A 24,610-nucleotide genomic window follows, 5' to 3' on the forward strand; every position below is an offset into this window, starting at 1 on the left:
AACGACAAGATGGGTTTTGCTATATGAACCCGACCTGAAGCGAGGAACCACAGTATGAAGCCGATCACCTTCAGCCGTGAAGAAACCAAGGCCATTGTCGGGGACATTCAGGACTACTTCCGGGATGAGCTGGACCAGAGCATTGGCGCCATCCCGGCAGAGATGCTGATGCAGTTCTTTGCCGAGAAGATGGGCGCCTATTTCTACAATCGCGGGCTCTATGACGCGCAGGCGCTAGTGCGCAAGAAGATTGACGATGTCAGCGACGAGATCTTTTCGCTCGAGCAAATGACGGGTTCCTCGCGCTAGGGCGCGCGCCTCAGGCCAGGATGGCGCTGTGGCGCTTGCCAGCATTCTCGCGGCGGAGGAGATAAGCCGATCGGCCGAATTTTTTAGGCCGATTCGCTTTTCTTCAGGTGTTCAATTGGGTTTCAACCTTGCCACCCTGGCCCCGATCGGCCTGCTGATTGCCTCGAACCTGTTCATGACCTTTGCCTGGTACGGGCATCTCAAATTTCCTGGCGCAGCGTTATGGGTAGTGGTGCTGGCGAGCTGGGGCATTGCCTTCTTCGAGTACTGGCTGGCTGTGCCGGCCAACCGCATCGGCTATGGGGTCTACTCAGGCGCCGAACTCAAGACCATCCAGGAAGTCATTTCCCTGTCGGCCTTTGCGCTTTTCGCCGTGCTGTATCTGGGTGAAAAGCTCACCTGGAACCATGGCATCGGCTTTGCGCTGATCGCGCTCGGCGCCTTCTTCATCTTCAAAGGCCCGCTGAAATAGCGCCTAGCCCAGGCACTCCAGCAGACCGGCTGCCAGATTGCGCAACAATTGCGGATAAAGTTCGGGCCCCTCCGTGAGGCTGCTGCCTTCCGGATCCAGAACGCCCGCGCGCGCCGCGGTGCCCTCGATGATGGTGCGGACAATTGCGGGTTCGAAATTGGGCTCGGCAAAGACACAGGTGGCGCCCAATTCACTGACCTTGGCGCGCAGTTGGTCAATTCGGGCGGCGCCGGGCATGACTTCAGGTGACACTGTCACCGTGCCGGCCAGTTCGAGACCGAAGCGGGCTTCAAAATATTGGTAGGCGTCGTGGAAAACTACGAAAGGCTTGTCCGCCACGGGCGCGAGGGCTTCAGCGATCTCCGCGGTCAGGTCGTCCAGACGGACGATTTCCGCCTCAGCATTGGCGCCGTAGGTTGCAGCATTTTCTGGATCCGCATCGGACAGAACCGCAGCGATCTCCGTGATCATAAGCTTGGCATTCTCCGGATCGAGCCAGAAATGCATATCCTCCTCGCCATGGGCGTGGTCATGATCGTCTTGATCGTGCGCGTCGTGGTCGTGGTCCTCGTGGTCCTCGTGACCCTCATGCTCCTCGTGATCCTCGTGATCCTCGTGATCCTCGTGATCCTCGTGATCTTCGTCGCCATGGTCATGGGCTTCAATGGCGCCGCCCTCGCGCAGGGGCAGCAATTCGATGCCGGGCGCCTCGGCCAGTTCGACCACCTCAGCGCCTGTCGTCAGGGTGTCGAGGGCGTCGGCCAGAAACAGTTCCATGCCGTGGCCGGTCCAGAAGACGATATCGGCGCTTTCGAGGGCAGCAGCGTCCGAGGGGCGCAAGGAATAGGCGTGAGGCGAGGCGGCGCCCTTGACGATCAGCGCAGGCGTGCCCGTATCGCCCATGACTGCCGCGACCAATGCGTGAATGGGCTTGGTGGATACCACGACACTGGGTGCCGCCAGCACTGTGCCGGTCAGCAGAAGGGATGACAGGAGGGCGAGCGGAAGGGCTGAACGGGACATAGCTGCACTACAACGTTATGTTATTACACTTGCTGCCACGTTATGCTATAACGTATTGACAGGCGTCAAGGCGGTTTCTTTTCTGATGCCAATTGCGTGGTGACGCCACCCCACACACTGCCCCAATGCCCCCATGACCGCTGCCACGCAAAGCGGCCGCAGAAATCTGAGTCACTATGCTGCAGACGCCGGAAAAACAGAACCTGATCACCCTTAACAAGGCGGGCGTGCGCAGTGGCGGACGCGTACTGGTGGAAGGGGTGGACCTGACAATTGCGCGCGGCGAGATCGTGACGCTGATTGGTCCGAACGGCTCGGGCAAGTCGACGACCGCCAAGATGGTGACTGGCGTGCTGAGACCAAGCATGGGCTCCGTCTCGCGGCTGCCGGGGCTGACAATCGGCTATGTGCCGCAGAAGCTGGCGATTGACTGGACGCTGCCGCTGACGGTGGAGCGGCTCATGACCCTGACCGGTCGGTTTTCGGCTGCCGAAATCTCCGCGGCGCTGGAAGCGGTGGGTGCGTCACGCCTGCTCCGGGCGGCGGTGCAAGAGCTGTCCGGCGGCGAGTTTCAGCGAGTATTGTTTGCCCGGGCCATGATCCGCAAACCGGATCTGCTGGTGCTAGACGAGCCAGTGCAAGGTGTCGATTTCTCCGGCGAGGTGGCACTCTACCAGTTGATCCGGCAGATCCGCGACACAACTCAGGCAGGCATATTGATGATCAGTCACGACCTGCATGTGGTCATGGCCGAGACCGATACGGTGATTTGCCTCAACGGGCACGTGTGCTGCCGGGGCACGCCCAATGCTGTCAAGAATAGCCCGGAATATCTCAGGCTGTTCGGGGACCGGGCGGGTTCGGCGCTTGCCCTCTATGAGCACCATCACGACCATGAGCACCACGACGATGGCTGCGTGGTGGGGGCACATGGCGAACATGAGCATCCCCATGGCGACCACCGCCACGAGCATGAAGGTCACGACCATGTTCGGTGACTTCTTTTCCCGCGCCCTGATTGCCGGGGTGGGCCTGGCCGCGGTAACCGGCCCGCTGGGCTGTTTCGTCGTCTGGCGGCGGATGGCCTATTTCGGTGACACCATGGCGCATTCTGCTTTGCTGGGCGTGGCGCTGTCGATCCTGCTCTCGGTCAACGTGACCCTTGGCGTGTTCGCCGTGGCGGCACTGGTGGCCGGTGCATTGCTGCTGCTGCAGAAGCAGAACACGCTTTCGACCGACGCCCTGCTTGGCATTCTCAGCCATTCCAGCCTGGCGGTTGGCCTGGTCATCGTCGGCTTCTTGACCCAGGTCCGGATCGATCTGATGGGTTTTCTCTTCGGGGACATTCTGGCGGTGTCGGTGGAGGACATCGCCATCATCTATGGCGGGGGCCTCGCCATCCTTGTCATTCTGGTGCTGAACTGGCGGCCGCTGCTGGCCGCCACGGTCAGCCCCGAATTGGCAGAAGCCGAAGGATTGCGACCGGAAGTCAGCCGCATCATATTGATGCTGTTGATGGCCAGCGTCATCGCCATTGCGATGAAACTGGTGGGTGTGCTGCTGATCACGTCTTTGCTCATCATCCCCGCTGCTACGGCGCGGCGGCTGAGCGCGACGCCGGAAATAATGGCCCTGGTGGCCGCCGCGCTGGGGGCGCTTGCAGTGGTGGGCGGCTTGTTCGGGTCGCGCACCTGGGATACCGCTTCGGGACCATCCATTGTGGTGATGGCTTTGGCGCTGTTTCTGGTATCCTTGAGCATACCGACGGCGCGGCTGTTTGGCAGGAGAGAACAAGATGGCGCATGACCATGCCATGCCGGCAGATCTGACCCGGAATCAGGAACTGGTGCTGGGCACGCTCAATCACGCGCCGGCCCCGCTTTCGGCCTATGACATTCTCGACCTGCTCCGCAGCGAGGGGTTGCGGGCGCCGCTGCAGGTCTATCGGGCACTCGACAAGCTGGTGGAGCGAGGCCTCGCCCACCGCCTGGAATCGCTCAATGCCTTTGTGGCCTGCGCTGATGAGCATTGCCATCGCAAGGGGCTGATCGCCTTCGCCATCTGCGAGGCCTGCGGCAAGGTGGATGAGTTCGCCGACGAGGTGATCGAGGAACGTCTGGGGGCCTGGGCCAAGGACACAGGCTTCAAGACCGAGCGCACCACCATGGAAATCCGCGGCAAATGTGCCACCTGCCTGAAGGCGGCCGCGTAGCGACTGCGCAGCCCCTGGCGCCCTATGCGAACGTCAGGAAGCGCACAGCGGCTGCGCCATATTCGCGCGTGTCCTCCAGCACGAAACCGGACGGGATCGTGACCTCGGCATCTGCAGCCTCCTCCCAGACGATGGTGGCGCCCGGGGCGATCCAGCCATTGCCGGCCAGCTCGGCCAGGGCCTTCTCGCCCAACCCCCTGCCATAGGGCGGATCAAGAAAGATCAGGTCGAACTGCCCAAAGGTGCCCGGCGTGCCGAGCGCCGTGGCATCGCGGCGCAGCAGCTTGGTGATACCGGCCGCGCCAAAAGCCTGGATGTGGTCGCGAATGAGGCCGCGCGCCTCTGCCCCGGTATCGACAAAGGTGACGTGGGCAGCACCGCGCGACAGCGCTTCGAGGCCAAGCGCTCCGGTGCCGGCAAACAGGTCCAGCACTCGCTTGCCCTCCAGAACCGGCCCCAGCCGCGAACCGAGGATATTGAACATCGACTCGCGCGCCCGGTCCGAGGTGGGCCGGATGCTGTCATCCGACGGCGAAGACAATTGCTTGCCGCGAAACTTGCCGGCAACGATGCGCATGATCGGCTAGCCCCGGGGCTTGCGCGGGCCGCCCGAAGGTCGCCCACCGGTCGGCCGTGACCCCGCCGGCTTGCCCGAGAACGGCTTGCCACCGGGGCGACCGCCGGCAGGACGCGCACCGCCAGGCTTCCCGGCATAGGGCTTGCCAGCATAGGGCTTGGCCGAGCCGCCGGGTTTGCCGGCGTAGGGCTTGCGATCGCCAAAGGCCTTGCCGCCCGGACGGGCGTCGGCGCGCTGCGGCCGCTCCCCGCGCGCAGGGCGCTCACCCTGAGGCCGCTCGGTGCGCGGACCGCGCGGCGGCTTGTCCCCGACGGGCCGTTGCGGACGATCCCCAAAATCGCGCTTGGGGCGATCCTGGAAATTGCCTTCAGGACGTGGACCGCGGGCCGGACGGTCGCCAAAGTCCTTCTTGGGACGGTCGGAAAAACCACCCCGCGCCGGCTTGTCGCCAAAGCTGCGCTTGGGGCGATCTTCGAAACGGCCCTCGGGGCGCGGACCGCGCGAAGGCCGGTCGCCAAAATCCCTCTTGGGACGATCGGCAAAGCCGCCGCGGGCCGGCTTGTCGCCGTCGCGGCGTGGTGGACGATCCCCAAAGCTCTTGCGACCCTCGGGGCGATCAGACCGCTCGGGCCGGCCAGCGGGTTTGCCGAAACCCCGCGCCGGCTGGTCGTCGCGATCATTGCGCGCGCGGCCAGGACCCTTGGGCTCATAGGCCTCGGGCGCCCGACCATCATCCTCGAAATGAATACGCCTGGGGCGGGCCGTGCGGCCTTCCTCGCGCTCCCCAAAGCCGGGGCGGCCACCACGGCCGTCGGCACCCGGACGGGGCCGAAGCGGCGCGCGGTCGCGGGGCGAGCGAACAGGCCGGTCGTCACGCGGCGGCGGCTGCACCATATCGGGCGCCTCGCTTTCAAAGTCGACGCCGGCAGACTCAGCCAGCTTCTTGCCGAGCTGATCACGCAGCATGCGCGACTTGACCATTTCTACGCCGCCTTCGGGCAGGTCGCCCAGTTGGAAGGGACCATAGGAAATCCGGATCAGCCGGTTCACTTCAAGGCCGAGCGAACCAAGGACGTTCTTGACCTCGCGGTTCTTGCCTTCGCGCAGGCCCAGGACCATCCACACATTGCTGCCCTGCTCGCGCTCAAGGGTTGCGGTGATCGGGCCATATTGCACGCCATCGACGCTGATACCGTGCTTGAGGCTATCGAGCTGGGCTTGGGTGACTGAACCGAAGGCGCGCACGCGATAGCGGCGCAGCCAGCCGGTGGACGGCAGTTCGAGCACCCGCTTCAGGCCGCCGTCATTGGTGAGCAGCAAAAGACCCTCGGTATTGATATCCAGGCGGCCAACGGTCAGCACGCGCGGCAGGCCCTTGCGGTCCAGTTCCTCAAAAATGGTCGGGCGCCCTTCGGGATCCTTCTCGGTGACCACCAGGCCCGCAGGCTTGTGGTAGAGCCAGACGCGGGTGCCCTGGCGGGCCGCGAGCGGCAGACCATCTATCACGATCTTGTCGCGGCTGGTGACGTTGAAGGCTGGCGTCAGGACGATCTTGCCGTTCACGGCCACGCGGCCATCGGCAATCCAGCCTTCGGCGTCGCGACGGGAGCAGAGTCCCGCCCGGGCAATGACCTTGGCCAGGCGATCGGCGGATTCGGGCTGTTTGGGAGTATCGCTCATTGGAGCACTTTCTGACATGCGGGACCCATATGCCATGAGCAGGATTGCCATGGCGGGCGGCGCGGAAAAATCGAAGACGCCCCACCCTATGGTGAGGCGTCAATTTGGTCGTGTCACCTCAAGCGAGGCGAAGGGACTATTAGTTCTGGCCCAGGACTTTGTTGATGTCGGAACCGATCAGGCCGGAGCTGGAAACACCGGGATTGGCTTCCTGCAGGGCACGACGGACGTCGGCGGGGCAACGGTCGTCTCGCAGGGAAACCAGTTCGCCCGAAGCGGCACGGCAAACAAGCTGGGAATCGCCCACACGGGTGAAGTATTCGGCCGGCGGCAGGTAGAGCGGGCGCTCATTATTGGCGGTGACGGCCATGTTCGCCGCCTGCATGCGTGCTGTCAGCTGACGCGCCTCCGCCTCCGTAAGCGGGCGACCACCAAGGGTCCGCATGTCCACCACGCGGGCATCGCGCAGCAGCCGGAGGTCGGCCTCGCTCAAATTGGTCGTGTCGATCTGTACCGTATCGCTATTGGCCGGGAGTTGCGCCGCCGCGACCTGGGTGGAGGGCGCGGGCAGACCAGCGGTGGACTTGGGCAGGACCAGGGGCGCGCGTGCCGCAGTCGGTTCTTCCTTGGGTGCCTCGCCCGGGATCAGGCCAACGCCGCGGGCGGTGGTGTTCATGACTTCGCGCTCGAAGGTGCCGAAGTCGGTCATGGCGTTGGTGCCTTCGACCGTTGTGCAGGCCGTCAGCGCCAGGCTCGCCACCAGCCCAAGAGCGGCCAGACCCGCGCGCGCGGCGGCAGAAACGGCAGCACTCTGCCCGAACAATGCGATGCGCATGCAAATTCCCTTACGATATCGGCGGCCTCTATAGCGCATTCCCAGCCGTAAGACCAGATTCTGGCAGCAAGGTGGTAGAGCGCCGCTCAGCCTTGCTTTGGCGCCCGGCGACGGAACAGTCCCAGCAGATCGACGAAGAGCAGCACGACACCAAAGGTGATGGCCACATCGGCGATGTTGAAGATGTAAAATGACCAGCTTCCCCAGTGGAAATGGAAGAAGTCGGCCACCGCCCCATAGATCAGGCGATCCAGCGCGTTGGACAGGGCGCCGCCCACACACAGGGCCAGACCCAACCGGACCAGCAATTCCCGGCTTCGCCACCACCAAACCGAGAGGGCCGCTATGGCTACAAGCATGATCACGCCCAGCGCCCAAACCGGCAGATCGTCTAGCAGGCCATAGGAAATGCCTGTGTTCCAGACCAGCACATAGTCAAAGAATGGCGTGACGCTGAGCATTTCGCCACCGCGCCAGCCGGTGAGCGAGAGCGGCTCGAAGAAAAACGGCACGCTGACACAGGCCGACTGGCCGATGGCGTAGCAATCGGCGGCGATATGATAGGCCTTCTGGGCACGATCCAGCCCAAAGGCGATGATCGCCACCATGAGGGAAGCGATCACCGAGATGTCGAGACGCCGTACCGCGGCCAAGGTCAGAGACCTGCCGCCGCGCGTTCGCGCAGGGCCTGGGCGTCACGCGGGGACACGTCGGGATATTCGGGGTCGGAGCCGACTTCGGGCAGCACCTTCCAGGAACGGGCGCAACGCTGACCCTCTGCCATGGCCGGCAGAACAGACACACCCGGCACGTCTTCGAGGCGGAACGCTTCAGACGGACCTTCGTCCTGCTTGACCTGAATGGCCGAGGTGATGGCGATTTCGGCCAGGTCCTGGCCTTCCAGCGCCACGACATAGCGCGGATCGGCGATGAACACCCTGGGCGCCGCCTCGAGCGAGGAACCGATGCGCTTTTCACGGCGCTCGATTTCGAGCGCGCCGGTGACGACGCGACGGACGGCGCGGATGAGCTGCCACTTAGCGGCAAGGTCATTGTCCAGCCAGGCCTGTGGAATTTCGGGGAAGAGACGCAGATGGACCGAAGAGCCCTCCTCCGGGTGCCGTTCCAGCCAGCATTCTTCCATGGTGAAGACAAGGATTGGCGCAAGCCAGGCGGTGAGCGCATTGAACAGGTGATCGAGCACCGTCAGTGCCGAGCGACGCTTGATCGAGGAGATCGGGTCGCAATAGAGCGTGTCCTTGCGGATGTCGAAATAGAAAGCCGAGAGCTCGATATTCATGAAGTTGGAGAGGAGTGTGACGACCTTGCGATAGTCATATTCCTTGTAAGCGGCGCGGACGCCAGTATCGAGCTGGGCCAGGCGATGCAGCATCAGCCGCTCGAGCTCGGGCATGTCCTTGGGATCAGCAACGTCCCCGGCCTTGAAGTGCGCGAGATTGCCCAGGAGCCAGCGCAGGGTATTCCTGAGCTTGCGGTAGCTGTCGACCGTTGTCTGGATGATTTCCTTGCCCAGGCGGAGGTCTTCCGAATAGTCGGACGAGGCCACCCAAAGGCGGAGGATATCGGCACCGAACTGCTTGATGATCTCCTGCGGGGCAACGACATTGCCCAGCGACTTCGACATTTTCCGGCCTTCGCCGTCCATGGTGAAGCCGTGCGTGAGGACGCTATCATAGGGCGCGTAGCCATTGGTGGCGCAGCTTTCAAGCAGGGACGAGTGGAACCAGCCGCGATGCTGATCCGAGCCTTCGAGATACATCGAGGCCGGGAACTTCAGATGCGGCCATTTCTGCTTGTTGCGCAGCACAAAGGAATGGGTCGAGCCTGAATCGAACCAGACGTCGAGGACGTCGGTGACCATCTCGTAGTCCTCCGCCTTGTAGTCAGAGCCGAGATAGCGCTGGGCCGCCCCGTCCTTGAACCAGGCGTCGGCGCCTTCTTCCTCAAAGGACTGGGCGATGCGATGATTGACCGTCTCATCGCGCAGGATTTCCCCGCTTTCCTTGTGGACGAAAACGGTGATCGGCACGCCCCAGGCCCGCTGGCGCGACAGCACCCAATCGGGGCGGTCGGCAATCATGGCGCGCAGACGGTTCTGCCCGGCGGCGGGGTAGAATTTGGTCTTGTCGATCGAAGCAAGCGCGCGGGTGCGCAGCGTATCGCCCGTCGCGCCATCAATGTCCTTGTCCATATAGACAAACCATTGCGGCGTGTTGCGGAAAATCACCGGCTTCTTGGAACGCCATGAATGGGGATACTGGTGCTTCACGCGGCCGCGGGCGATGATGTTGCCGTGCTCGGCCAAGGCGGTGATGACGCGCTGGTTGGCGTCGCCCTTCTTGCCATTGTCGTCGATGACGCGGGCGCCATCGAAGCCCGGCGCGTCCTTGGTGTAGAAGCCGCCATCGTCAACGCAATAGGGGATCTTCGGATCGATGCCGCGCTCGTTGAGCAGGCGGGTGGATTCCATCCAGATGCCAAAGTCGTCGAGGCCATGGCCCGGCGCGGTATGCACGAAGCCGGTACCGGCATCATCGGTGACGTGTTCGCCATCGAGCAGGGGCACGTCGAACTCATAGCCGCCACCCAAGCCGCGCAGGGGGTGGTGCGCCGAGATGCCCGAGAGAACCGAAGCTGGCACGTGCTGCAGGCGCACAAAGGTCTGCACTTTGGCCTTGGCGAAGACTTCGCCCGCCAGATTGTCGGCCAGGATCAGCTTGTCGCCTACCTTGGCCCAGTTTTCTGCTGGCGCCTCGGTGACTTCATAGAGGCCATATTCGATGCGGTTCGAGAAGCTGATGGCGCGGTTGGCCGGGATGGTCCAGGGGGTCGTGGTCCAGATAACCACAGATGCGCCGGTCAAGTGCTCGCGATGGGTGATGACCTCATCGGTGTTGTTCCCGTCGACCGATTGGATACGCGAAACCGGGAACTTCACCCAGATGGTGTCGCTCTCGTAGTCGGCATATTCGATCTCGGCTTCGGCCAGCGCAGTGCGCTCGACCACCGACCACATGACGGGCTTGGAGCCGCGATAGAGCTGGCCGGTCATAGAGACCTTCATCAGCTCGCGGGCGATCTGGGCTTCGGCGTCAAAGCTCATGGTGAGATAGGGGTTTTCCCATTCTCCCAGGATGCCCAGACGCTTGAACTCCTCGCGCTGCACGTCAACCCATTGTTCAGCAAAGGCGCGGCATTCCTGGCGGAATTCGACCACCGGAACCTCGTTCTTGTCCTTGCCCTTGGCGCGATACTGCTCCTCGATCTTCCATTCGATGGGCAGGCCGTGGCAATCCCAGCCCGGCACATAGGCCGAGTTGTAGCCCAGCATCTGCATGGAGCGGGCGACGAGATCCTTAAGCGTCTTGTTGAGCGCGTGGCCGATATGGATATTGCCATTGGCGTATGGCGGGCCGTCATGCAGGGTGAAGAGCGGGCGATCCTTGGCCTGCTCGCGCTGCATTGCGTAAATGTCCATGTCTTCCCAACGCTTGAGCCAGTCCGGCTCGCGCTGCGGCAGGCCAGCGCGCATGGGGAAGTTGGTTTCCGGCAGGAAGAGCGTGGCCGAATAGTCTTTCTCGGTCGCGCTTTGAGCGGTGTCGTTCATGGATCGGCAATCGGTTTGGAAGATTTCGCGCGCCTTTTAGCAAGGCATGGCGCATGGGGCAAAGCCTGATTTGCCGCGATCAGGCCAGAAGCGGGTCGATTAGCTGCCGTAACAGGGCGGCAAAGTCGCCGAAAACATTCGCATTTGGGCTGCGCGAAAGGGCGCACCCCCGTGCGGCGCTACCGGCGCCCGCCGCCCGACCGAGCTGGTGCGGCTCTTGCTGCCTGATGGCTAGGTGACGAAGCCCAGCGCGCGATCAAGCGCACTGATCGGCATCGCCTCGGCCAGCAATTGCCGTGCCTTCCTGGAATCGCGATCCATGGCCGCCATCAGTTCGTCGAGACCGGCAAAGACCTCCTGCCCGCGAATATGCCCCACAAGGGCGACGGTGAGGGTTTGGCCGTAGATATCCTCATCGAAGTCGAACAGATGCGTCTCAAAGGGCGGCAACTGGTTGTCGAACATGGGCTTGCCATAGGCCGCCACTCCATCGAGCAGCCGGTCCCCCAGCCGGGCCCGCACCGCATAAACGCCCTGGGCCAGTTGAAAGCCAGTGGGGGTCATGGTGTTGGCCGTGGGGTATCCCAGTTCCCTGCCCCGCTGGTCGCCCTTGACGACGCACCCCTCGAAAAACCAGTGATACCCCAGCAATCGGTTGGCGGCGGTGACAGCCCCTTCCGACAAGGCCGCGCGGATGCGCGAGGACGAGATTGGCTCGTCGCTTTCATCCATCAGGTCCAGAATGTCGACATCGAAGCCGAGCCGTTCTCCGGCCGCGCGCAGAAAGGCCGGGGTACCTCGCCGCTGACGGCCGAAATGAAAATCGGCACCGACGATCACACTGCGCACACCCAATTGCTCCACCAGCATGGTCTCGACGAAAACTTCCGCCTCGTTCTGCGAAAACGCGCGGTCAAACGGCAGAACAATGATGCCATCGAGTCCCATGGCTTGGGCCAGCCGCGCCTTGGCATCACCGTGAGTGAGCCGGAACATGAAGGGTGAAGGCGCAAAAACGTCGCGGGGGTGCGGCTCAAAGGTGAGCAAGAGAGCCGGAACACCGTCAGCATCGGCCTTTACCCGCAGGGCTCGCACAATCGACTGGTGGCCACGGTGCAGGCCATCGAAATTGCCGATGGCAACGCAGGCGCCGCGCAGATGGGGGGGAAGATCGGCGAGGCTGGAAAGACGCACAAAACCGGCCACTGGGGACCTCACCAGGTCAGACGCGGCAGGTAGCCGGCCACGTGTGCCCGGCTGGGCGCGATGAGGTCGGCAATCGCCTGCGGATCGGGCTTGCCGAAGGCGTCGAGCTCGGCGGCGTGGATGGACCCGGTGACGAAGAGCAGGTCGATGCCGAATTGGGCCGCGCCTGCGGCGTCGGTCCGCACACTGTCGCCAATGGCCAGAACCCGCGTCTTGTCCAGCGACCGGCCCGCGGCGTCTTCCGCCAGCGCGAAAGCCTGTTCGTAAATCGGCGGATAGGGCTTGCCGGCCATATGGACCATGCCGCCCATTGCCGAATAGAGATCGCCCAGTGCGCCACCGCAATAAATGATCTTGTCGCCATGCTCGACCACCCGGTCAGGATTGGCACAGATCATGGGCAGCTTGCGGTTGAGCCAGAGCCGCGCGCGCTCGCGGTACATTTCGGGCGTGTCGTCATCGGTATCGAGATCGGTGACGACCACGACCTCGGCCTCTTCGGCGCCGGTGCGCCTTACACCCAGGCCGTCATAGAGCGCGTCGTCCTCGGTGGGCGGACCGACGTGATGGATAGCCTTGCCACGATATTTTTCGATCATCGCGCGGGTCGCGTCACCCGAAGAAACAATGGCGTCATAGGCATCGCGGGGGACGCCGAGGCGGTCAAGCATGGCCACGATGGGCGCGGATGGTCGCGGCGCATTGGTGATCAGCACCGCCCTGCCCCCATTGCGGCGAAAGGTCCGCAGCGCCTCGACGGCTTCGGGAAAGGCGGACACGCCGTTGTGGATTACACCCCAGACATCGCTCAAGACGGCGTCATAGCGGCCCGAGAGGTCGGAGAGGCCGGAGATGGTGGGCAGAGGCGCGGTCATGGATTGCCTTGGCTCAAATCGCACATGGGGTCCTATGTGGCAGTTTGCGGCGCAGGATCAAGCAAAAAGCAGATATGGCAGAGCTGTGACAGGATCAGACTCGCTTCGTTAACCCTCGATTCCTATGATCCGGCATATTTCCGGAGCGGAGGGAGGGGCCGCAGCCGGGCATGATTACTCGGTGCATGTCATAGTCAGGTGCGGTCCTTCAATGTTGAACAGAATGAAACTCTCGCTCCGCCTGCCGATCCTGATCATCGGCATCGCCATGGCGACCGGCGTCGGCCTGGGTGTCGCGGCCTATTTCAGCGGCGATTCGATCGTAACGAGCCAGGCGCAGCAGCGGCTCAATTCGGCGGCAGACAACGCCACGGCCGCGCTTGATGCCTATCTGTCCGAAGTTCGGCAGGACCTGACGCTGTTCGCCGGCCGCAAAGATGTTGCGGCGGCAATCTATTCGTTCACCGGGGCTGTGCACTCACTCAAGGGCCAGGGGGAACCGGCCGCGTTGTTGCACAATGCCTATGTCGCGAACAACCCGCACCCGGAAGGCGAGCGCCTGTTGCTCGATACCTCCGAGAAACTTTCCGTCTATGACCAGATCCATCGTGCTCAACACAATGAGTTCCGCAATCTGCTCCAGACCCGCGGCTACTATGACGTGTTCCTGTTCGACCTGAGCGGCAACAATGTCTATTCGGTGCAGAAAGCAGCCGATTTCGGCACCAGCTTTGCCGAGAATGGCGGCCCCTGGGCCGATACGGATCTGGGCAAGGTTGTGCGCGCCGCGCTTGTAGGCAATCCCGGCGAAGTGTTCCTGACCGACTTCGCGCCCTATGGCCCGGGCAATAACGCGCCGGCCAGCTTCATCGCCGCTCCGGTTTATGATCAAGGGCTGCAGGCAGGTGTCCTGGCCTATCAAATGCCGATTGGCCGCATCAGCGAGGTGCTGGCGCGCACCAAGGGGTTGGGCGAGAGTGGCCATGTCTATCTGGTTGGCCAGGATGGGCTGGTGCGCAATGACCCCCCGGAAACCGCAGAGATCGAAACGTTCAACCTGACCCTGGAGGGACCGGCGGTCACTGACGCGCTGCAGGGGACACCCGGTATTGGCAGTCTGGCAGGTTTCGATGGCGTGCCGCATGTCGCAGCGGCGCGGCCGCTCTCTTTTGGCGGTTCGGACTGGGCGGTGGTGGCCCTTGAGAACACCTCGGAGATCCTTGCCCCCTCGGCCGGGCTGCGCAATACGATGCTGGTCATCGGCTCGGTGATGCTGGCGCTTTCGACGATCGCGAGCGTGCTGATCGCCCGCACCATTACCCGGCCGGTCGCGAAGCTGACCGATGCCATGAGCGAGATCGCGGGCAATGAGCTTGATGCCGATGTGCCGGGTCTGGACCGGACGGATGAACTGGGTGACATGGCCAAGGCGGTGGAGGTCTTCCGTCAGAACGGGCTCAGGATTGCTGAACTGCGCGCCAGCGAAGTCAGCATGAACGAAGAGCGCGCGGATCAGGCGCTGCGCATGCAGGCCCTGCAGTCTGATATCGACCGCGTGGTCGGGGCGGCTATTGAAGGTGATTTCACCCAACGCGCCGACACCGCACTATCCGATCCGGACCTGAAACGGCTGGCAAGCAATGTCAACGAGCTGCTTGCCACGGTGGAGCGCGGCGTGGATGAAACCGGCGAAGTGCTCGCGGCCCTGGCCAAGGCCGATCTCAGCCTGCGGGTGACCGGCGAGTTCAAGGGCGCCTTCAACAGGCTCAAGACCGACACCAATGGTGTGGCCGAACAGCTTGGTGAGATCGTAAGCCAGCTGCGCGAAACGTCTGGAGCGCTCAAGACCGCGACCGGGGAAATCCTCTCCGGTGCCAATGATCTTTCTGAACGCACCACGCGACAGGCCGCCACCATTGAAGAAACATCGGCCGCCATGGAGCAATTGCGCGATACTGTGGCGCAAAATGCGGTGGAAGCGGCTGAGGCCAGCAAGCAGGCGCACACTGTGGCAACGGAGGCTCAAGCCAGTGGCACGGTGATGGGCCAGGCCAACTCCGCCATGGAACGCATCACATCCTCGTCAGCCAAAATCTCCAACATTATCGGCCTGATCGACGACATCGCGTTCCAGACCAATCTGCTGGCGCTCAATGCCTCGGTGGAGGCAGCACGGGCGGGCGAGGCCGGCAAGGGCTTCGCCGTGGTGGCCGTCGAAGTGCGCCGCCTGGCCCAAAGCGCAGCTGAAGCCTCATCGGAGGTCAAGGCCCTGATCGAGCAGAGCGCTCACGAGGTTCAGGGCGGCTCAAAGCTGGTCGCTGAGGCAGCTGAGCGCCTGCAAGCCGTGCAGCATGGCATCAGTGCCAATGCAAGCCTCCTCGAAAGCATGGCCCGGGCAAGCCGTGAACAGGCCTCGTCGATCGAGGAGGTCAATGTGGCCGTCCGTCAGCTGGATGAAATGACCCAGCACAATGCCGCGCTGGTGGAGGAAACCAATGCGGCGATCGAGCAGACCGAGGCCCAGGCCGCGGAGCTGGATCGCGTGATCGGTACATTTACGCTGGGTAGCAGGACCGAAGAGCCGCGCATGGCGGCCGAGCCCGCAACGGGCGCTCGCGGCCTGCTGAGCGGACTCAAGCGCGCCGTCGGTGGTTTTGGCCGCTAGGCGAAAGCCTGCCCGGAGCGTTTCGAGCAAAAGCAGTAGCGGTTTGCTGTTCGGAAACGACAAGACAGGGACTTGGAGCGGTTTCACCGTTTGGACGAAACGATGAAGCGCTCTAGAGTTCTGCCCGGCGCAGTTGCTGGGCAGGACGGGCCGATTCCAGAACCAGGTCAGCGCGAACCGGGCCGGGGGCGGCGATATAGTCGCCCTGTACGAGGATGATGTCGTTGTCCAGCAGTTCGACGATCTGCCGTTCATTTCCGATACCGGTGGCCATCAGGGAAACCTCGAAACGCGCCATGTAGTTGGCGATATCCGAAATATGGAAATCGGTGAATTTTTCCGGGCTGGCTATGAAGCGGGTGGCGTCGACACGCAGTGAGCGCACACCCAGCGCGGCGGCATCGGCAATGTCGATGCGCAGAGAACGCATATTGGCTATCGAGAAACCGGCGCCCTTGCGGGCTATCTGTTCGACCACGGCGCGCTCACGCGTGGTCAGTTCGAGCCAGTTCGATTCACTGATGAGGAAGGTCAGCGCTGAAGCGATGGCCCGATTGGCATCAAGCGTCGCCAACAACTGCTCGGTCGCTTCCGCATCCCCAAGGCTGGCGCGCGAGAGCGGGATGTGCAGCATGGCCGGCTGACCGCCCGTGCGCGAGCGGCGGGCGATCGCAACGGCTTCGGCCAGCCCGGTGGCCTCTATCAGGCGGACAAGGTCCTTCCCGCCGCGCCGTGGCATGAAATCAGAGGATTCGGCCAGTTCGCCATCTTCCAGCATCAGCCGAGGCACCAGGTCATAGCCGACGGCCCGGCGCTGAGGCAGGCGGACGACCGGCCGGATGTGATGGACAAGACGGTTTTCGTCGAGCGCCTGGCGCAGCACCTCGAGGGGGATCACCGGCTCGGGGTCGGGCGCAGAGACCGGCGTGGCAGGCGGCGGTGGCGGCGCGGCAATCATGCGCGCATCGGGCGAATGCGTGCCGGATGGTCGCGCCGCATTGGCCTTGGCAACCTTATCTTCGACCTCCGCCACGGCCTCCGCGACCTGCCGGATAACCGTGCCGAGCACGGAGATATCGGCCTCTACGGTTTCAAGGCGCTGGCCAGGATTGAGGTCCGCAATGGCGTTGATCCTCTGCCCCAGGACAGCGCCGGCCTGGGCATCGGTCGAGAGCAGCCGGGACAAGTCCTCTATTGCCCGCTCAAGCCGGTTTTCGGCGCGCTGGCGCAGCACCCGTTCCATCAGGACGACACAGACACAACCGAAGACCACCGCGAGCAGAATCGCATTGGCCGGGGTGAAGGTCAGGCCAAAATAGGCCAGTGCCCCCAATCCGGCTGCGGAAAGCGCGATGAACGAATATACAAGTGCCTGCACGGGCAGCCCTGAAACCCCTTGTCATTCGCCGGGATTCGGCCTGATTTACTTAGCACCCCCGGCAATGGGGAAAAAGCGCCGCATAGGCGCTCTCCCCGGCCTATTTGTCCTGTTCGGGGTCAAACAGATCCCAGGCCCGCGAAAAATGCCGCCGGAACAGCAGCAATTGGGCGGCGCCAAAGGATGTGGATGACGGTCCCCCAAGACCGGTGGTCAGCCTCGGCCTATGGGGCAGCAGCACCGGAAACTGTTCAAGGTGACCGGTGGTTGTTTCAACAAGGCGCGAAAGGATAGATTCGGGCAGGTCGCCGTTGATCGTAACGACGTCCACCTCCGTCATGGCCGTAGTGGTCAGTACGGCCTGGGCCAGTGCGTGCCCCGCATCGTCCAGCCATTCCGAGACCACTGGCGCCATGCCGTCCCAATCCCATTTGCGCGGAGACCCTGCGGGCGCGGCATAACCGGCATCGATAGCCTTGAGATTGAGGGCGTGCAGGGAAGCGGTCAGATGCAGATAAGCCGGTTTGCCGGTCCGGTCATGGACCACGATGGCGCCGAGATCGCCAGCATTGCCATAGGGGCCCTCGACCAGGCTGCCTTCCGACACGACACCCCCACCGACAAAAGTCCCGACAAAGAAGCTGGCGATACCCTTGGGCCGCGGCGGGGGCAAAACGGTGATTTCCCGCCAGGCCGCTGCGCTGCCGTCATTGACCCAGAGCACCGGCAGGTCGGTCTCAGCTGCCAGGCGCGGCCCGATCTTGAGTGACGCCCAGTCATCGATGACACATTCGGGCGCGCCCAGATGAGCCAGCAATGGGCCGAAATTGCCCGGCGTCGACAGTCCTATGCCGGCGAGACGCGCACGATGTTCGTTGGGCAGGCCTGACAGCAATGTCTCAATGTCGGCCGCCACCTCGGCAAAAACGGTATCGGGATTTGGATATTGATGACACCGTCGGGTAACACCGACGGGCTGGCCGGCAATGTTCTGAAGCAGAACCTCGACGTGCCGCCACCCGATTTCCACGCCAAGCGAAAACCCGCCCTGGGGGTTGAGGTGGTAAGGGGTGGCCGGTTGGCCGCGGCGGCCACGCAAAACCTCGCCTCGGATGATAAGATCGCGAGCCTCAAGCTCGGCCAGTATGCGGGCAGTCGTCTGCGGCCCCAGCCCCGAACGGCGGGCAATATCGGCGTTCGAAACGCCAGGAATGCCGGCGATCAGGCTCAAAACAGCGCGTTCATTGGCCAGGCGCACCCCGGACTGGGTGATGCCGCGCACAATTGGTTCAAAGACATCCTGTTCAGGCAAGTCACGCATGGCGCTGAGATAAACGCTGTTTGGCAGTTGGGATCAAGAACGGAATATTTACCCTAATCCGCAACACTTGGGAGAACGACAAGAACGGTCCGGTTGCGGACGGAGCAAGGTATATAGCCGCATGATCAAGACCAGCGGAAGCGACAAAACGCTGTGCGGCCGGCTTCTGCTGATCGACAGCGATTCCGCCTGCGCCCGCCAGACCAGCGCCGAACTGCTCGATTCGCTGCTGGTTGCGCCGCAGATCACCCATGCCGCCGCCGGCCGGGAGGCGGCTGATTACCTGCGCAAGCTGCGTTTTGACGTCATCATCTGCGATCTCGATAGCCTGTCTGACCTGGCATCGAGGGTGGAAGACGCCATGAGCCGGCTGGTCCGCCTCGCCGATGGCGCCCTGGTCCTGGCCGTGGCGGACAGTGGTTCGGTGAGCGCCGCGCTGGGGGCCATGCGGGCCGGCGCGCATGACTACGTCGCCAAGCCCACCAATGGCAGCGCGCTGGCCGGCCGGCTGGCCGAATTGGCGCAGCGCCATGGCCGCCCGCGATCGCTGGGCGTCGAAGCCACGCCGGAACCCGAAATTTCAGACTTTGCCGGATTTGTCGGCGCTTCGAGCGCCATGCAGTTTCTCTATGAGCAGATCGGCCGCGTTGCGGCGTCCGCCGCCCCGGTGTTCATCACCGGCGAAAGCGGCACCGGAAAAGATGTCTGCGCCGAAGCCCTCCATAGCCGGGGGCCCCGTGCCGGTAGCCGGTTCGTGGCGATCAATTGCGCGGCCATTCCGCGCGACCTGATGGAAAGCGAGTTGTTCGGGGTGATGCGCGGCGCCTTTACCGGGGCGCATGAAGACCGGCGCGGCGCCGCTGAACTCGCCGATGGCGGGACGCTGTTTCTGGACGAGGTGGGCGAACTCGACCTGTCGCTGCAGTCCAAGCTATTGCGCTTTCTGCAAACCGGATGCCTCTCGCGCGTGGGCGAGACGGCGACCCGGAAGGTCGATGTGCGGGTGATCTGCGCAACCAATCGCAACCCGATGCAGATGATTGCCGACAGGCAGTTCCGCGAGGATCTGTTCTATCGCCTGCATGTCCTGCCCATTCATCTGCCCCCGCTCCGGCAGCGCCCGAGCGATATCATGTTGCTCACGCGGCACTTTCTCAGCCGCTACGCCCATGAGGAGCGCAAGAGCTTCGCCGGCATTTCGCCCGAGGCGGCACAGCGGCTGACAGCGGCGGACTGGCCGGGCAATGTGCGCCAATTGCAGAATCTGGTGCGCCGGCTGGTCGTGATGTTCGATGGCGGCGAAATCACCACCGACATGATCGAGGCCGCCGACATCGAATCGCGGGTTGCCACGCCCGCTCCTGTGGAGGCGCCACGTGTGGAGCGACGCGCGGTTCTGCCCATGTGGCAACAAGAGCAGCGCATCATCGAGGAGGCGATTACTGCCTTCGGTGGCAATGTCTCCATGGCCGCGGCGGCTTTGGAAATCAGTCCGTCGACCATCTACCGCAAGCGCCAGAGCTGGGCTGACATGGCCGCTGCCGGCTAGGCCGTCGCAACGACCAGAGCCAAGACCAGCAGCGCAACAACAAGGGGTGTCATGGTGAGGCGTTCGGGCAGGCTGCGTGAAATTGCGTTCATCACCACGCCCAGTGCCAAGTAGGCAAGGATGACCCAGCTGGCGAACGTGATCCAGCTCGTATCCGGCCACGGTGCCAGCAAGCCGGCTCGCATCATCAGGATAAGCGCAAACAGCCCGTAGAGCGCGATGGCCACCGCACTGCCGATGCGCAAGCGACGTGGCAGGACGCGATGCTGCCCGCCCCAGGCAAAATGTCCCAGGGGTGCGCCTGCTATGAGCGCAGCCTGAAAGATGGCCAGAGCACCCATCAGGACCGTAAAGATGATTGCCGCCGCTTGTGCCATGCTGCCCCAGTGTAACGTGAACAAGTTCAATGCAACCCGCCGCAGCACAGGAGCATTATTCACCTGAAAACAAAGGTGAATTCAAGTGCTTACCATCGCCCAAAAACGCAGAAGAGCCAAGAGGTTCAAGACAGGCGTAGCGGCAGTTCTCGCAATCGCCGTGCTCACACCAAAGCTGGACAACGTCCAATGGCCCGAAATCGGTTTCCCATTGGTTGCGACGGCGGTAGCCGCACCATCTAACTAGCGCGACGATATCATGGCGCTTTAGGGCGTATTGGCCTGGCGCGATTTGGCACGATCCAGGCCCAGATAGCGCTCTCGCAGGATGACGGCAATGCCCGAGGCGACAATGATCAGGGCCCCGATCAGCATGGCTGCTGTCGGCACATCGGCGAAGATGACGAAGCCGATGATGATGGTCAGCAGCAGCGAGACGTACTCAAACGGCGCAATTACGGACATGTCGGCATAGCGGTAGCATGACGTCAGCAGGAGCTGGCCAATGCCGCCAAAGAATCCTGCCCCGACCAGAAACGCGGCCTGTTCGGGCGTGGGCCAGACCCAGCCGAAGGGGATGGTGAACAGGCTGATGACGCTGGCGCTGATGAAGAAATAGGTGACGATTGCCTCGGTGCGCTCGGTCTGGACCAGGGTGCGCACCTGCAGCATGGCGAAAGCAGACAGGACAGCGGCAAAGAGCGCGGCAATCGCGCCGATGGATTGAGCATCGCCCATCGGCGTTTCGCCGGAGAATACCGTCAAGCGCGGCCAGAGAATGACCAATACGCCTACCAGCCCTACAAGGACGGTGGTCCAGCGGAAGACATGCACGCTTTCGCGTAGCAGAACTGCCGATAGAATGACGATGATCAGTGGGGCTGCGTAGCCGATAGCCGTTGCTTCGGGCAACGGCAGGCGGGTAAGCGCAAAAAAGCCCAGGCTCATGGACGACACGCCGATCAGACCGCGCAAGATGTGTCCCAACGGCCTTTTAGTTTGAAAGGCGCGCGTCAGATTGCCCTTCCAGGCCAGATAACCCAAGACAGGCAGGAGTGCGAAGAAGGAGCGGAAGAACACCATCTGTCCCGAAGGAATGGTGAGCGTGGCCTTGAGCATGGTGGCCATAACCACGAAGCAGCAGACCGAGGCGATCTTGAGCGCAATGCCGCGCAACGGGCCGCCCAAATCGCGTTTAGCGGTCGCGGCGGCAGGCTCGGCAGATGGCGCGGTCAACTCAGTCCTGTCCGGGGCCTACTTGCCCGCAGCTTCCAGCTTTTCCTTGGCGATGCGGGCGGTGGCAAAGGCCTTGTGCTCAGGGCCGACGGCGCTGCCGGTCTTGAGGACCGCGCCAGAGGCGTCCTGGACCTCCCAATGCCAATTGGTGTTGGCCCCAACGCCGCCGGTGCGGCGCAGCTTGATCTGCAAAGAGGATTGTTCGCTCATGGCTGTGCTTATGGCCCAGACTTGTAACGGGGGGAAGGGGGAATATGCAGCTTTGCGCGGGTCAGACCTGGGTCACGCGGACCGATATGCGTTTCCCGCCGAAAGTGAGCATGTCCCGGATCGGCGCGTAGTCGCCCTCGGCATAGGGATAGTACCAGGCCTCATCGGCGCCGTTGGCGGTCAGCGTTTTGATCGTATAGAAATGTGCCTCCCCTGGGCCAGCATCCGTGCGCTTGGTATCGGACGCCTCCAGAATGCCGGGATGAACGTCATCGAGCGGCACGAAAATCTGCGAATCCATGCCCTCGCGCTCAAGCCGCATGGCCTTGGTTGAGCTGACGATCTCGGCATCGTCGAAAGAGATGTGCACTCGCCCCGCCACCGGGACAATTTTGGGCGTCGATTGGGTCGTCTGGTCCATGTGAATCACCTTGTGCTGGACGATGTCTCGGACTTGTCGTGCTGGCTTGCTAACGCATGAGTGAAAACTTCGGTTCACGCGCCTTGACTCTGGACCGGCTCGATCCCTATATCCCCGTCAGCCTGTTAGCACTCACTCAATGCGAGTGCTAACAGGTCCGAAATTGCATTCAGAAATGATGCCAAGAGGAACAAAACATGGGCTTCCGTCCCCTGCATGACCGCGTGGTCGTCCGTCGCGTCGACAGTGAAGAAAAGACCAAAGGCGGGATCATCATCCCCGACACCGCCAAGGAAAAGCCCTCTGAGGGCGTGATCGTATCCGTGGGCCCCGGCGCCCGCGACGAGAGCGGCAAGGTTGTCGCCCTCGACGTCAAGGCCGGTGATCGTGTGCTGTTCGGCAAGTGGAGCGGTACCGAGGTCAAGCTCAACGGCGAAGACCTGATCATCATGAAGGAAAGCGACATCATGGGCGTGATCGAAGCCTGATCCGGCTTCTCACGTCTTTTTGTCGTTCCCACTCAACAGATATTCTCAAGGAGCCATAAATGGCCGCCAAGGAAGTCAAATTCTCGACCGACGCCCGCGAAAAGATGCTGCGCGGCGTCAACGTCCTCGCCAATGCGGTGAAGGTCACGCTCGGCCCCAAGGGTCGTAACGTCGTTATCGAAAAGTCGTTCGGCGCTCCGCGCATCACCAAGGACGGCGTAACCGTCGCCAAGGAAATCGAGCTGGAAGACAAGTTCGAAAACCTGGGCGCGCAGCTGCTGCGTTCGGTCGCGTCCAAGACCAACGATGTTGCCGGTGACGGCACCACCACCGCGACCGTCCTGGGTCAGGCCATCGTCGTCGAAGGCGTCAAGGCCGTCGCCGCCGGCTTCAACCCGATGGACCTCAAGCGCGGTATTGATCTGGCCGTCTCCGATGTAATCGAAAGCCTCAAGGGCTCGGCCAAGGGCATCACCTCGTCCTCCGAAGTGGCGCAGGTCGGCACCATTTCCGCCAATGGCGAGACCTCCATCGGTGACATGATCGCCGAAGCCATGCAGAAGGTCGGCAACGAGGGTGTGATCACCGTCGAGGAAGCCAAGACCGCTGAGACCGAACTCGATGTCGTTGAAGGCATGCAGTTCGACCGTGGTTACCTGTCGCCCTATTTCGTGACCAACACGGAAAAGATGACGGCAACCCTGGAAGACCCGTACATCCTGCTGCACGAAAAGAAGCTCTCCAACCTGCAGGCCATCCTGCCGATTCTGGAAGCTGTCGTTCAGTCGCAGCGCCCGCTGCTGATCATCGCAGAAGATGTCGATGGCGAGGCCTTGCCGACCCTGGTCGTCAACCGTCTGCGCGCCGGCCTCAAGGTTGCTGCCGTCAAGGCCCCTGGCTTTGGTGACCGCCGCAAGGCCATGCTGGAAGATATCGCCGTGCTGACCGGTGGCCAGGTGATCTCCGAAGACCTGGGCATCAAGCTCGAGAACGTGACCCTGGACATGCTCGGCACTGCCAAGCGCGTCGAGATCACCAAGGAAAACACCACCATCGTCGATGGCGCCGGCACGGCCGACGACATTCAGGCCCGCGTTGGCCAGATCAAGGCACAGATCGAGGAAACCACCTCGGACTACGACCGTGAGAAGCTGCAGGAACGCCTGGCCAAGCTCGCTGGTGGCGTTGCCGTGATCCGCGTTGGTGGCTCGACCGAAGTGGAAGTCAAGGAACGCAAGGACCGCGTCGATGACGCGCTCAACGCGACCCGCGCCGCCGTTGAAGAAGGCATCGTGCCGGGTGGTGGCGTGGCCCTGCTGCGCGCATCGGCCAACATCAAGTCCAAGGGCGCCAATGCCGATCAGGAAGCCGGTATCGCAATCGTGCGCCGTGCCCTGCAGGCTCCGGTTCGCACCATTGCCAACAATGCCGGTGCCGAAGGCTCGGTCGTTGTGGACAAGATCCTGGAGAACTCGGAAATCTCGTTCGGCTACAACGCCGCGACCGGTGAGTATGGTGATCTGGTTGCTCTGGGTGTTATCGATCCGGTCAAGGTGGTTCGCACCGCTCTTGAAGACGCCGCTTCGGTAGCCTCGCTGCTGATCACCACCGAGGCCATCATCGTTGAGGCCCCCAAGCCTGACGCTCCGGCAATGCCGGGCGGCGGCGGCATGGGCGGCATGGGCGGCATGGATTTCTAATCCAGCCGACTCCGACAAGCTTCGAGGTTCGTCTCTTCCCAGTCACAAACTTCGTGGAAAGCCCCGGTGGAAACACCGGGGCTTTTTCGTTGTCCGGATACTGGCGCGCCGGCCAACGCTTCGAAGGCCTGGCACACGGCTCAAGACCACTTATCCCCGCGGTCTGGCGCCGATGCATAATGCTCGCATCACTCCCGCGCGGACGGACTGCAGCGAACTTTTGCGGGAGGAGCCGGTTGGGTGCTGGGTCGCTCCAGGACCTGCCTGCTGATCGGGCCACCTTGCGACGAGCGATCAATAGGGGCCGCGACAGCAGGAGAAACCCACTTCGATCTGTCCCGACAGGGCAAATTTCTCCAGTGGAGAGATTTGAAGTGAGAAGGCCATGAGAGCTACGCTCGAATGGCGAGAGGCGGCGACGTCTCTATTACTTAGTTTTACTGAGACG

23 protein-coding genes are annotated in these 24,610 nt (G+C 62.7%); 9 read left to right on the forward strand and 14 right to left on the reverse strand.

Features of this window, described 5'->3' with window-relative positions; translation table 11 throughout:
* Positions 1 to 54 precede the first annotated feature (54 nt).
* Positions 55 to 309, forward strand: a complete 255-nt coding sequence (locus ACE4RL_RS16785; protein ID WP_375598247.1) for a DUF2164 domain-containing protein — start codon at positions 55 to 57, stop codon at positions 307 to 309.
* Between the two features lie 115 nt (positions 310 to 424).
* Positions 425 to 781 (forward strand): DMT family protein, encoded by a 357-nt coding sequence (locus ACE4RL_RS16790; protein WP_375598248.1) that lies wholly within the window; start codon positions 425 to 427, stop codon positions 779 to 781.
* Positions 782 to 784: 3 nt separating this feature from the next.
* On the opposite strand, the gene ACE4RL_RS16795 is transcribed toward ACE4RL_RS16790, so the two are convergent.
* Positions 785 to 1,804, reverse strand: coding sequence for a zinc ABC transporter substrate-binding protein (locus ACE4RL_RS16795; protein ID WP_375598249.1), 1,020 nt, complete (start codon positions 1,802 to 1,804; stop codon positions 785 to 787).
* A gap of 176 nt (positions 1,805 to 1,980) precedes the next feature.
* On the opposite strand from ACE4RL_RS16795, the gene ACE4RL_RS16800 reads away from it, so the two are divergent.
* The 3 genes from ACE4RL_RS16800 to ACE4RL_RS16810 are packed head-to-tail and all read left to right on the forward strand — an operon-like array spanning position 1,981 to position 4,016.
* Complete coding sequence (locus tag ACE4RL_RS16800) at positions 1,981 to 2,802, forward strand: ATP-binding cassette domain-containing protein (RefSeq protein WP_375598250.1); 822 nt, start codon at positions 1,981 to 1,983, stop codon at positions 2,800 to 2,802.
* Positions 2,792 to 3,610, forward strand: coding sequence for a metal ABC transporter permease (locus ACE4RL_RS16805; RefSeq protein WP_375600305.1), 819 nt, complete (start codon positions 2,792 to 2,794; stop codon positions 3,608 to 3,610). Before ACE4RL_RS16800 ends, ACE4RL_RS16805 begins: the two co-directional genes overlap by 11 nt.
* Entirely contained in the window at positions 3,600 to 4,016 is a 417-nt protein-coding gene (locus tag ACE4RL_RS16810; protein ID WP_375598251.1) for a Fur family transcriptional regulator, read from the forward strand. The genes ACE4RL_RS16805 and ACE4RL_RS16810 overlap by 11 nt, the downstream gene beginning before the upstream one ends.
* Positions 4,017 to 4,038: 22 nt before the next feature.
* On the opposite strand, the gene rsmD is transcribed toward ACE4RL_RS16810, so the two are convergent.
* The 7 genes from rsmD to ACE4RL_RS16845 form a co-directional block, all read right to left on the reverse strand.
* Positions 4,039 to 4,593: a 16S rRNA (guanine(966)-N(2))-methyltransferase RsmD gene (gene rsmD, locus ACE4RL_RS16815; protein ID WP_375598252.1), complete on the reverse strand. Its 555-nt coding sequence runs from the start codon at positions 4,591 to 4,593 to the stop codon at positions 4,039 to 4,041.
* Positions 4,594 to 4,599: 6 nt separating this feature from the next.
* Positions 4,600 to 6,273 (reverse strand): pseudouridine synthase, encoded by a 1,674-nt coding sequence (locus tag ACE4RL_RS16820; protein ID WP_375598253.1) that lies wholly within the window; start codon positions 6,271 to 6,273, stop codon positions 4,600 to 4,602.
* Positions 6,274 to 6,412: 139 nt separating this feature from the next.
* On the reverse strand, positions 6,413 to 7,108 hold the full coding sequence (locus ACE4RL_RS16825) for a hypothetical protein (RefSeq protein WP_375598254.1): 696 nt from the start codon (positions 7,106 to 7,108) through the stop codon (positions 6,413 to 6,415).
* A gap of 86 nt (positions 7,109 to 7,194) precedes the next feature.
* Entirely contained in the window at positions 7,195 to 7,761 is a 567-nt protein-coding gene (gene lspA, locus ACE4RL_RS16830) for a signal peptidase II (protein ID WP_375598255.1), read from the reverse strand.
* Between the two features lie 2 nt (positions 7,762 to 7,763).
* A complete protein-coding gene (ileS, locus tag ACE4RL_RS16835; RefSeq protein WP_375598256.1) occupies positions 7,764 to 10,736 on the reverse strand; it encodes an isoleucine--tRNA ligase in 2,973 nt (990 codons plus the stop codon).
* Between the two features lie 231 nt (positions 10,737 to 10,967).
* Positions 10,968 to 11,942, reverse strand: coding sequence for a bifunctional riboflavin kinase/FAD synthetase (locus ACE4RL_RS16840; protein WP_375598257.1), 975 nt, complete (start codon positions 11,940 to 11,942; stop codon positions 10,968 to 10,970).
* Between the two features lie 8 nt (positions 11,943 to 11,950).
* Complete coding sequence (locus ACE4RL_RS16845) at positions 11,951 to 12,817, reverse strand: TIGR01459 family HAD-type hydrolase (RefSeq protein WP_375598258.1); 867 nt, start codon at positions 12,815 to 12,817, stop codon at positions 11,951 to 11,953.
* Between the two features lie 223 nt (positions 12,818 to 13,040).
* Here ACE4RL_RS16845 and ACE4RL_RS16850 point away from each other — a divergent pair, with 223 nt between their 5' ends.
* Positions 13,041 to 15,482, forward strand: a complete 2,442-nt coding sequence (locus tag ACE4RL_RS16850; RefSeq protein ID WP_375598259.1) for a methyl-accepting chemotaxis protein — start codon at positions 13,041 to 13,043, stop codon at positions 15,480 to 15,482.
* A gap of 112 nt (positions 15,483 to 15,594) precedes the next feature.
* On the opposite strand, the gene ACE4RL_RS16855 is transcribed toward ACE4RL_RS16850, so the two are convergent.
* Together ACE4RL_RS16855 and ACE4RL_RS16860 are read right to left on the reverse strand one after the other, a co-directional pair.
* The gene (locus ACE4RL_RS16855) at positions 15,595 to 16,860 is read right to left on the reverse strand and encodes an EAL domain-containing protein (RefSeq protein WP_375598260.1); all 1,266 of its coding nucleotides are present in this window, start codon (positions 16,858 to 16,860) and stop codon (positions 15,595 to 15,597) included.
* 100 nt (positions 16,861 to 16,960) lie between these two features.
* Complete coding sequence (locus tag ACE4RL_RS16860; protein ID WP_375598261.1) at positions 16,961 to 18,181, reverse strand: ROK family protein; 1,221 nt, start codon at positions 18,179 to 18,181, stop codon at positions 16,961 to 16,963.
* 121 nt (positions 18,182 to 18,302) lie between these two features.
* Between ACE4RL_RS16860 and ACE4RL_RS16865 the strand changes: the two genes are divergently transcribed.
* Entirely contained in the window at positions 18,303 to 19,730 is a 1,428-nt protein-coding gene (locus ACE4RL_RS16865; RefSeq protein WP_375598262.1) for a sigma 54-interacting transcriptional regulator, read from the forward strand.
* On the opposite strand, the gene ACE4RL_RS16870 is transcribed toward ACE4RL_RS16865, so the two are convergent.
* From ACE4RL_RS16870 to ACE4RL_RS16885, 4 genes are all read right to left on the reverse strand, one after another.
* Positions 19,727 to 20,107 (reverse strand): hypothetical protein, encoded by a 381-nt coding sequence (locus tag ACE4RL_RS16870; RefSeq protein WP_375598263.1) that lies wholly within the window; start codon positions 20,105 to 20,107, stop codon positions 19,727 to 19,729. The two genes, ACE4RL_RS16865 and ACE4RL_RS16870, sit on opposite strands and share 4 nt — an antisense overlap.
* 267 nt (positions 20,108 to 20,374) lie before the next feature.
* A complete protein-coding gene (locus ACE4RL_RS16875) occupies positions 20,375 to 21,343 on the reverse strand; it encodes a DMT family transporter (protein ID WP_375598264.1) in 969 nt (322 codons plus the stop codon).
* Positions 21,344 to 21,361: 18 nt separating this feature from the next.
* Complete coding sequence (locus ACE4RL_RS16880; protein ID WP_116589337.1) at positions 21,362 to 21,553, reverse strand: hypothetical protein; 192 nt, start codon at positions 21,551 to 21,553, stop codon at positions 21,362 to 21,364.
* 61 nt (positions 21,554 to 21,614) lie between these two features.
* Complete coding sequence (locus ACE4RL_RS16885; protein WP_375598265.1) at positions 21,615 to 21,974, reverse strand: DUF427 domain-containing protein; 360 nt, start codon at positions 21,972 to 21,974, stop codon at positions 21,615 to 21,617.
* Between the two features lie 197 nt (positions 21,975 to 22,171).
* Here ACE4RL_RS16885 and ACE4RL_RS16890 point away from each other — a divergent pair, with 197 nt between their 5' ends.
* On the forward strand, positions 22,172 to 22,462 hold the full coding sequence (locus ACE4RL_RS16890; protein WP_104891883.1) for a co-chaperone GroES: 291 nt from the start codon (positions 22,172 to 22,174) through the stop codon (positions 22,460 to 22,462).
* Between the two features lie 59 nt (positions 22,463 to 22,521).
* Positions 22,522 to 24,162 carry a chaperonin GroEL gene (gene groL, locus ACE4RL_RS16895; protein WP_375598266.1) on the forward strand — a complete coding sequence of 547 codons (1,641 nt, stop codon included), beginning with the start codon at positions 22,522 to 22,524 and terminating at the stop codon, positions 24,160 to 24,162.
* Positions 24,163 to 24,610: the final 448 nt, after the last annotated feature.

The sequence above is a fragment of the Devosia polycyclovorans genome (genome assembly GCF_042181575.1).
Lineage (GTDB): Bacteria > Pseudomonadota > Alphaproteobacteria > Rhizobiales > Devosiaceae > Devosia > Devosia polycyclovorans.

What these genes read in the sequence shown, in the direction of transcription:
- ACE4RL_RS16820 (WP_375598253.1), bottom strand. Translation starts at nt 6,273, where the DNA reads ATGAGCGATACTCCCAAACAGCCCGAATCCGCCGATCGCCTGGCCAAG.
- ACE4RL_RS16800 (WP_375598250.1), top strand. Translation starts at nt 1,981, where the DNA reads ATGCTGCAGACGCCGGAAAAACAGAACCTGATCACCCTTAACAAGGCG.
- ACE4RL_RS16825 (WP_375598254.1), bottom strand. Translation starts at nt 7,108, where the DNA reads ATGCGCATCGCATTGTTCGGGCAGAGTGCTGCCGTTTCTGCCGCCGCG.
- ACE4RL_RS16870 (WP_375598263.1), bottom strand. Translation starts at nt 20,107, where the DNA reads ATGGCACAAGCGGCGGCAATCATCTTTACGGTCCTGATGGGTGCTCTG.
- ACE4RL_RS16810 (WP_375598251.1), top strand. Translation starts at nt 3,600, where the DNA reads ATGGCGCATGACCATGCCATGCCGGCAGATCTGACCCGGAATCAGGAA.
- rsmD (WP_375598252.1), bottom strand. Translation starts at nt 4,593, where the DNA reads ATGCGCATCGTTGCCGGCAAGTTTCGCGGCAAGCAATTGTCTTCGCCG.
- ileS (WP_375598256.1), bottom strand. Translation starts at nt 10,736, where the DNA reads ATGAACGACACCGCTCAAAGCGCGACCGAGAAAGACTATTCGGCCACG.
- groL (WP_375598266.1), top strand. Translation starts at nt 22,522, where the DNA reads ATGGCCGCCAAGGAAGTCAAATTCTCGACCGACGCCCGCGAAAAGATG.
- ACE4RL_RS16795 (WP_375598249.1), bottom strand. Translation starts at nt 1,804, where the DNA reads ATGTCCCGTTCAGCCCTTCCGCTCGCCCTCCTGTCATCCCTTCTGCTG.
- ACE4RL_RS16805 (WP_375600305.1), top strand. Translation starts at nt 2,792, where the DNA reads ATGTTCGGTGACTTCTTTTCCCGCGCCCTGATTGCCGGGGTGGGCCTG.
- ACE4RL_RS16890 (WP_104891883.1), top strand. Translation starts at nt 22,172, where the DNA reads ATGGGCTTCCGTCCCCTGCATGACCGCGTGGTCGTCCGTCGCGTCGAC.
- ACE4RL_RS16880 (WP_116589337.1), bottom strand. Translation starts at nt 21,553, where the DNA reads ATGAGCGAACAATCCTCTTTGCAGATCAAGCTGCGCCGCACCGGCGGC.
- ACE4RL_RS16850 (WP_375598259.1), top strand. Translation starts at nt 13,041, where the DNA reads ATGAAACTCTCGCTCCGCCTGCCGATCCTGATCATCGGCATCGCCATG.
- ACE4RL_RS16885 (WP_375598265.1), bottom strand. Translation starts at nt 21,974, where the DNA reads ATGGACCAGACGACCCAATCGACGCCCAAAATTGTCCCGGTGGCGGGG.
- ACE4RL_RS16785 (WP_375598247.1), top strand. Translation starts at nt 55, where the DNA reads ATGAAGCCGATCACCTTCAGCCGTGAAGAAACCAAGGCCATTGTCGGG.
- ACE4RL_RS16860 (WP_375598261.1), bottom strand. Translation starts at nt 18,181, where the DNA reads ATGCGTGACTTGCCTGAACAGGATGTCTTTGAACCAATTGTGCGCGGC.
- ACE4RL_RS16845 (WP_375598258.1), bottom strand. Translation starts at nt 12,817, where the DNA reads ATGACCGCGCCTCTGCCCACCATCTCCGGCCTCTCCGACCTCTCGGGC.
- ACE4RL_RS16865 (WP_375598262.1), top strand. Translation starts at nt 18,303, where the DNA reads ATGATCAAGACCAGCGGAAGCGACAAAACGCTGTGCGGCCGGCTTCTG.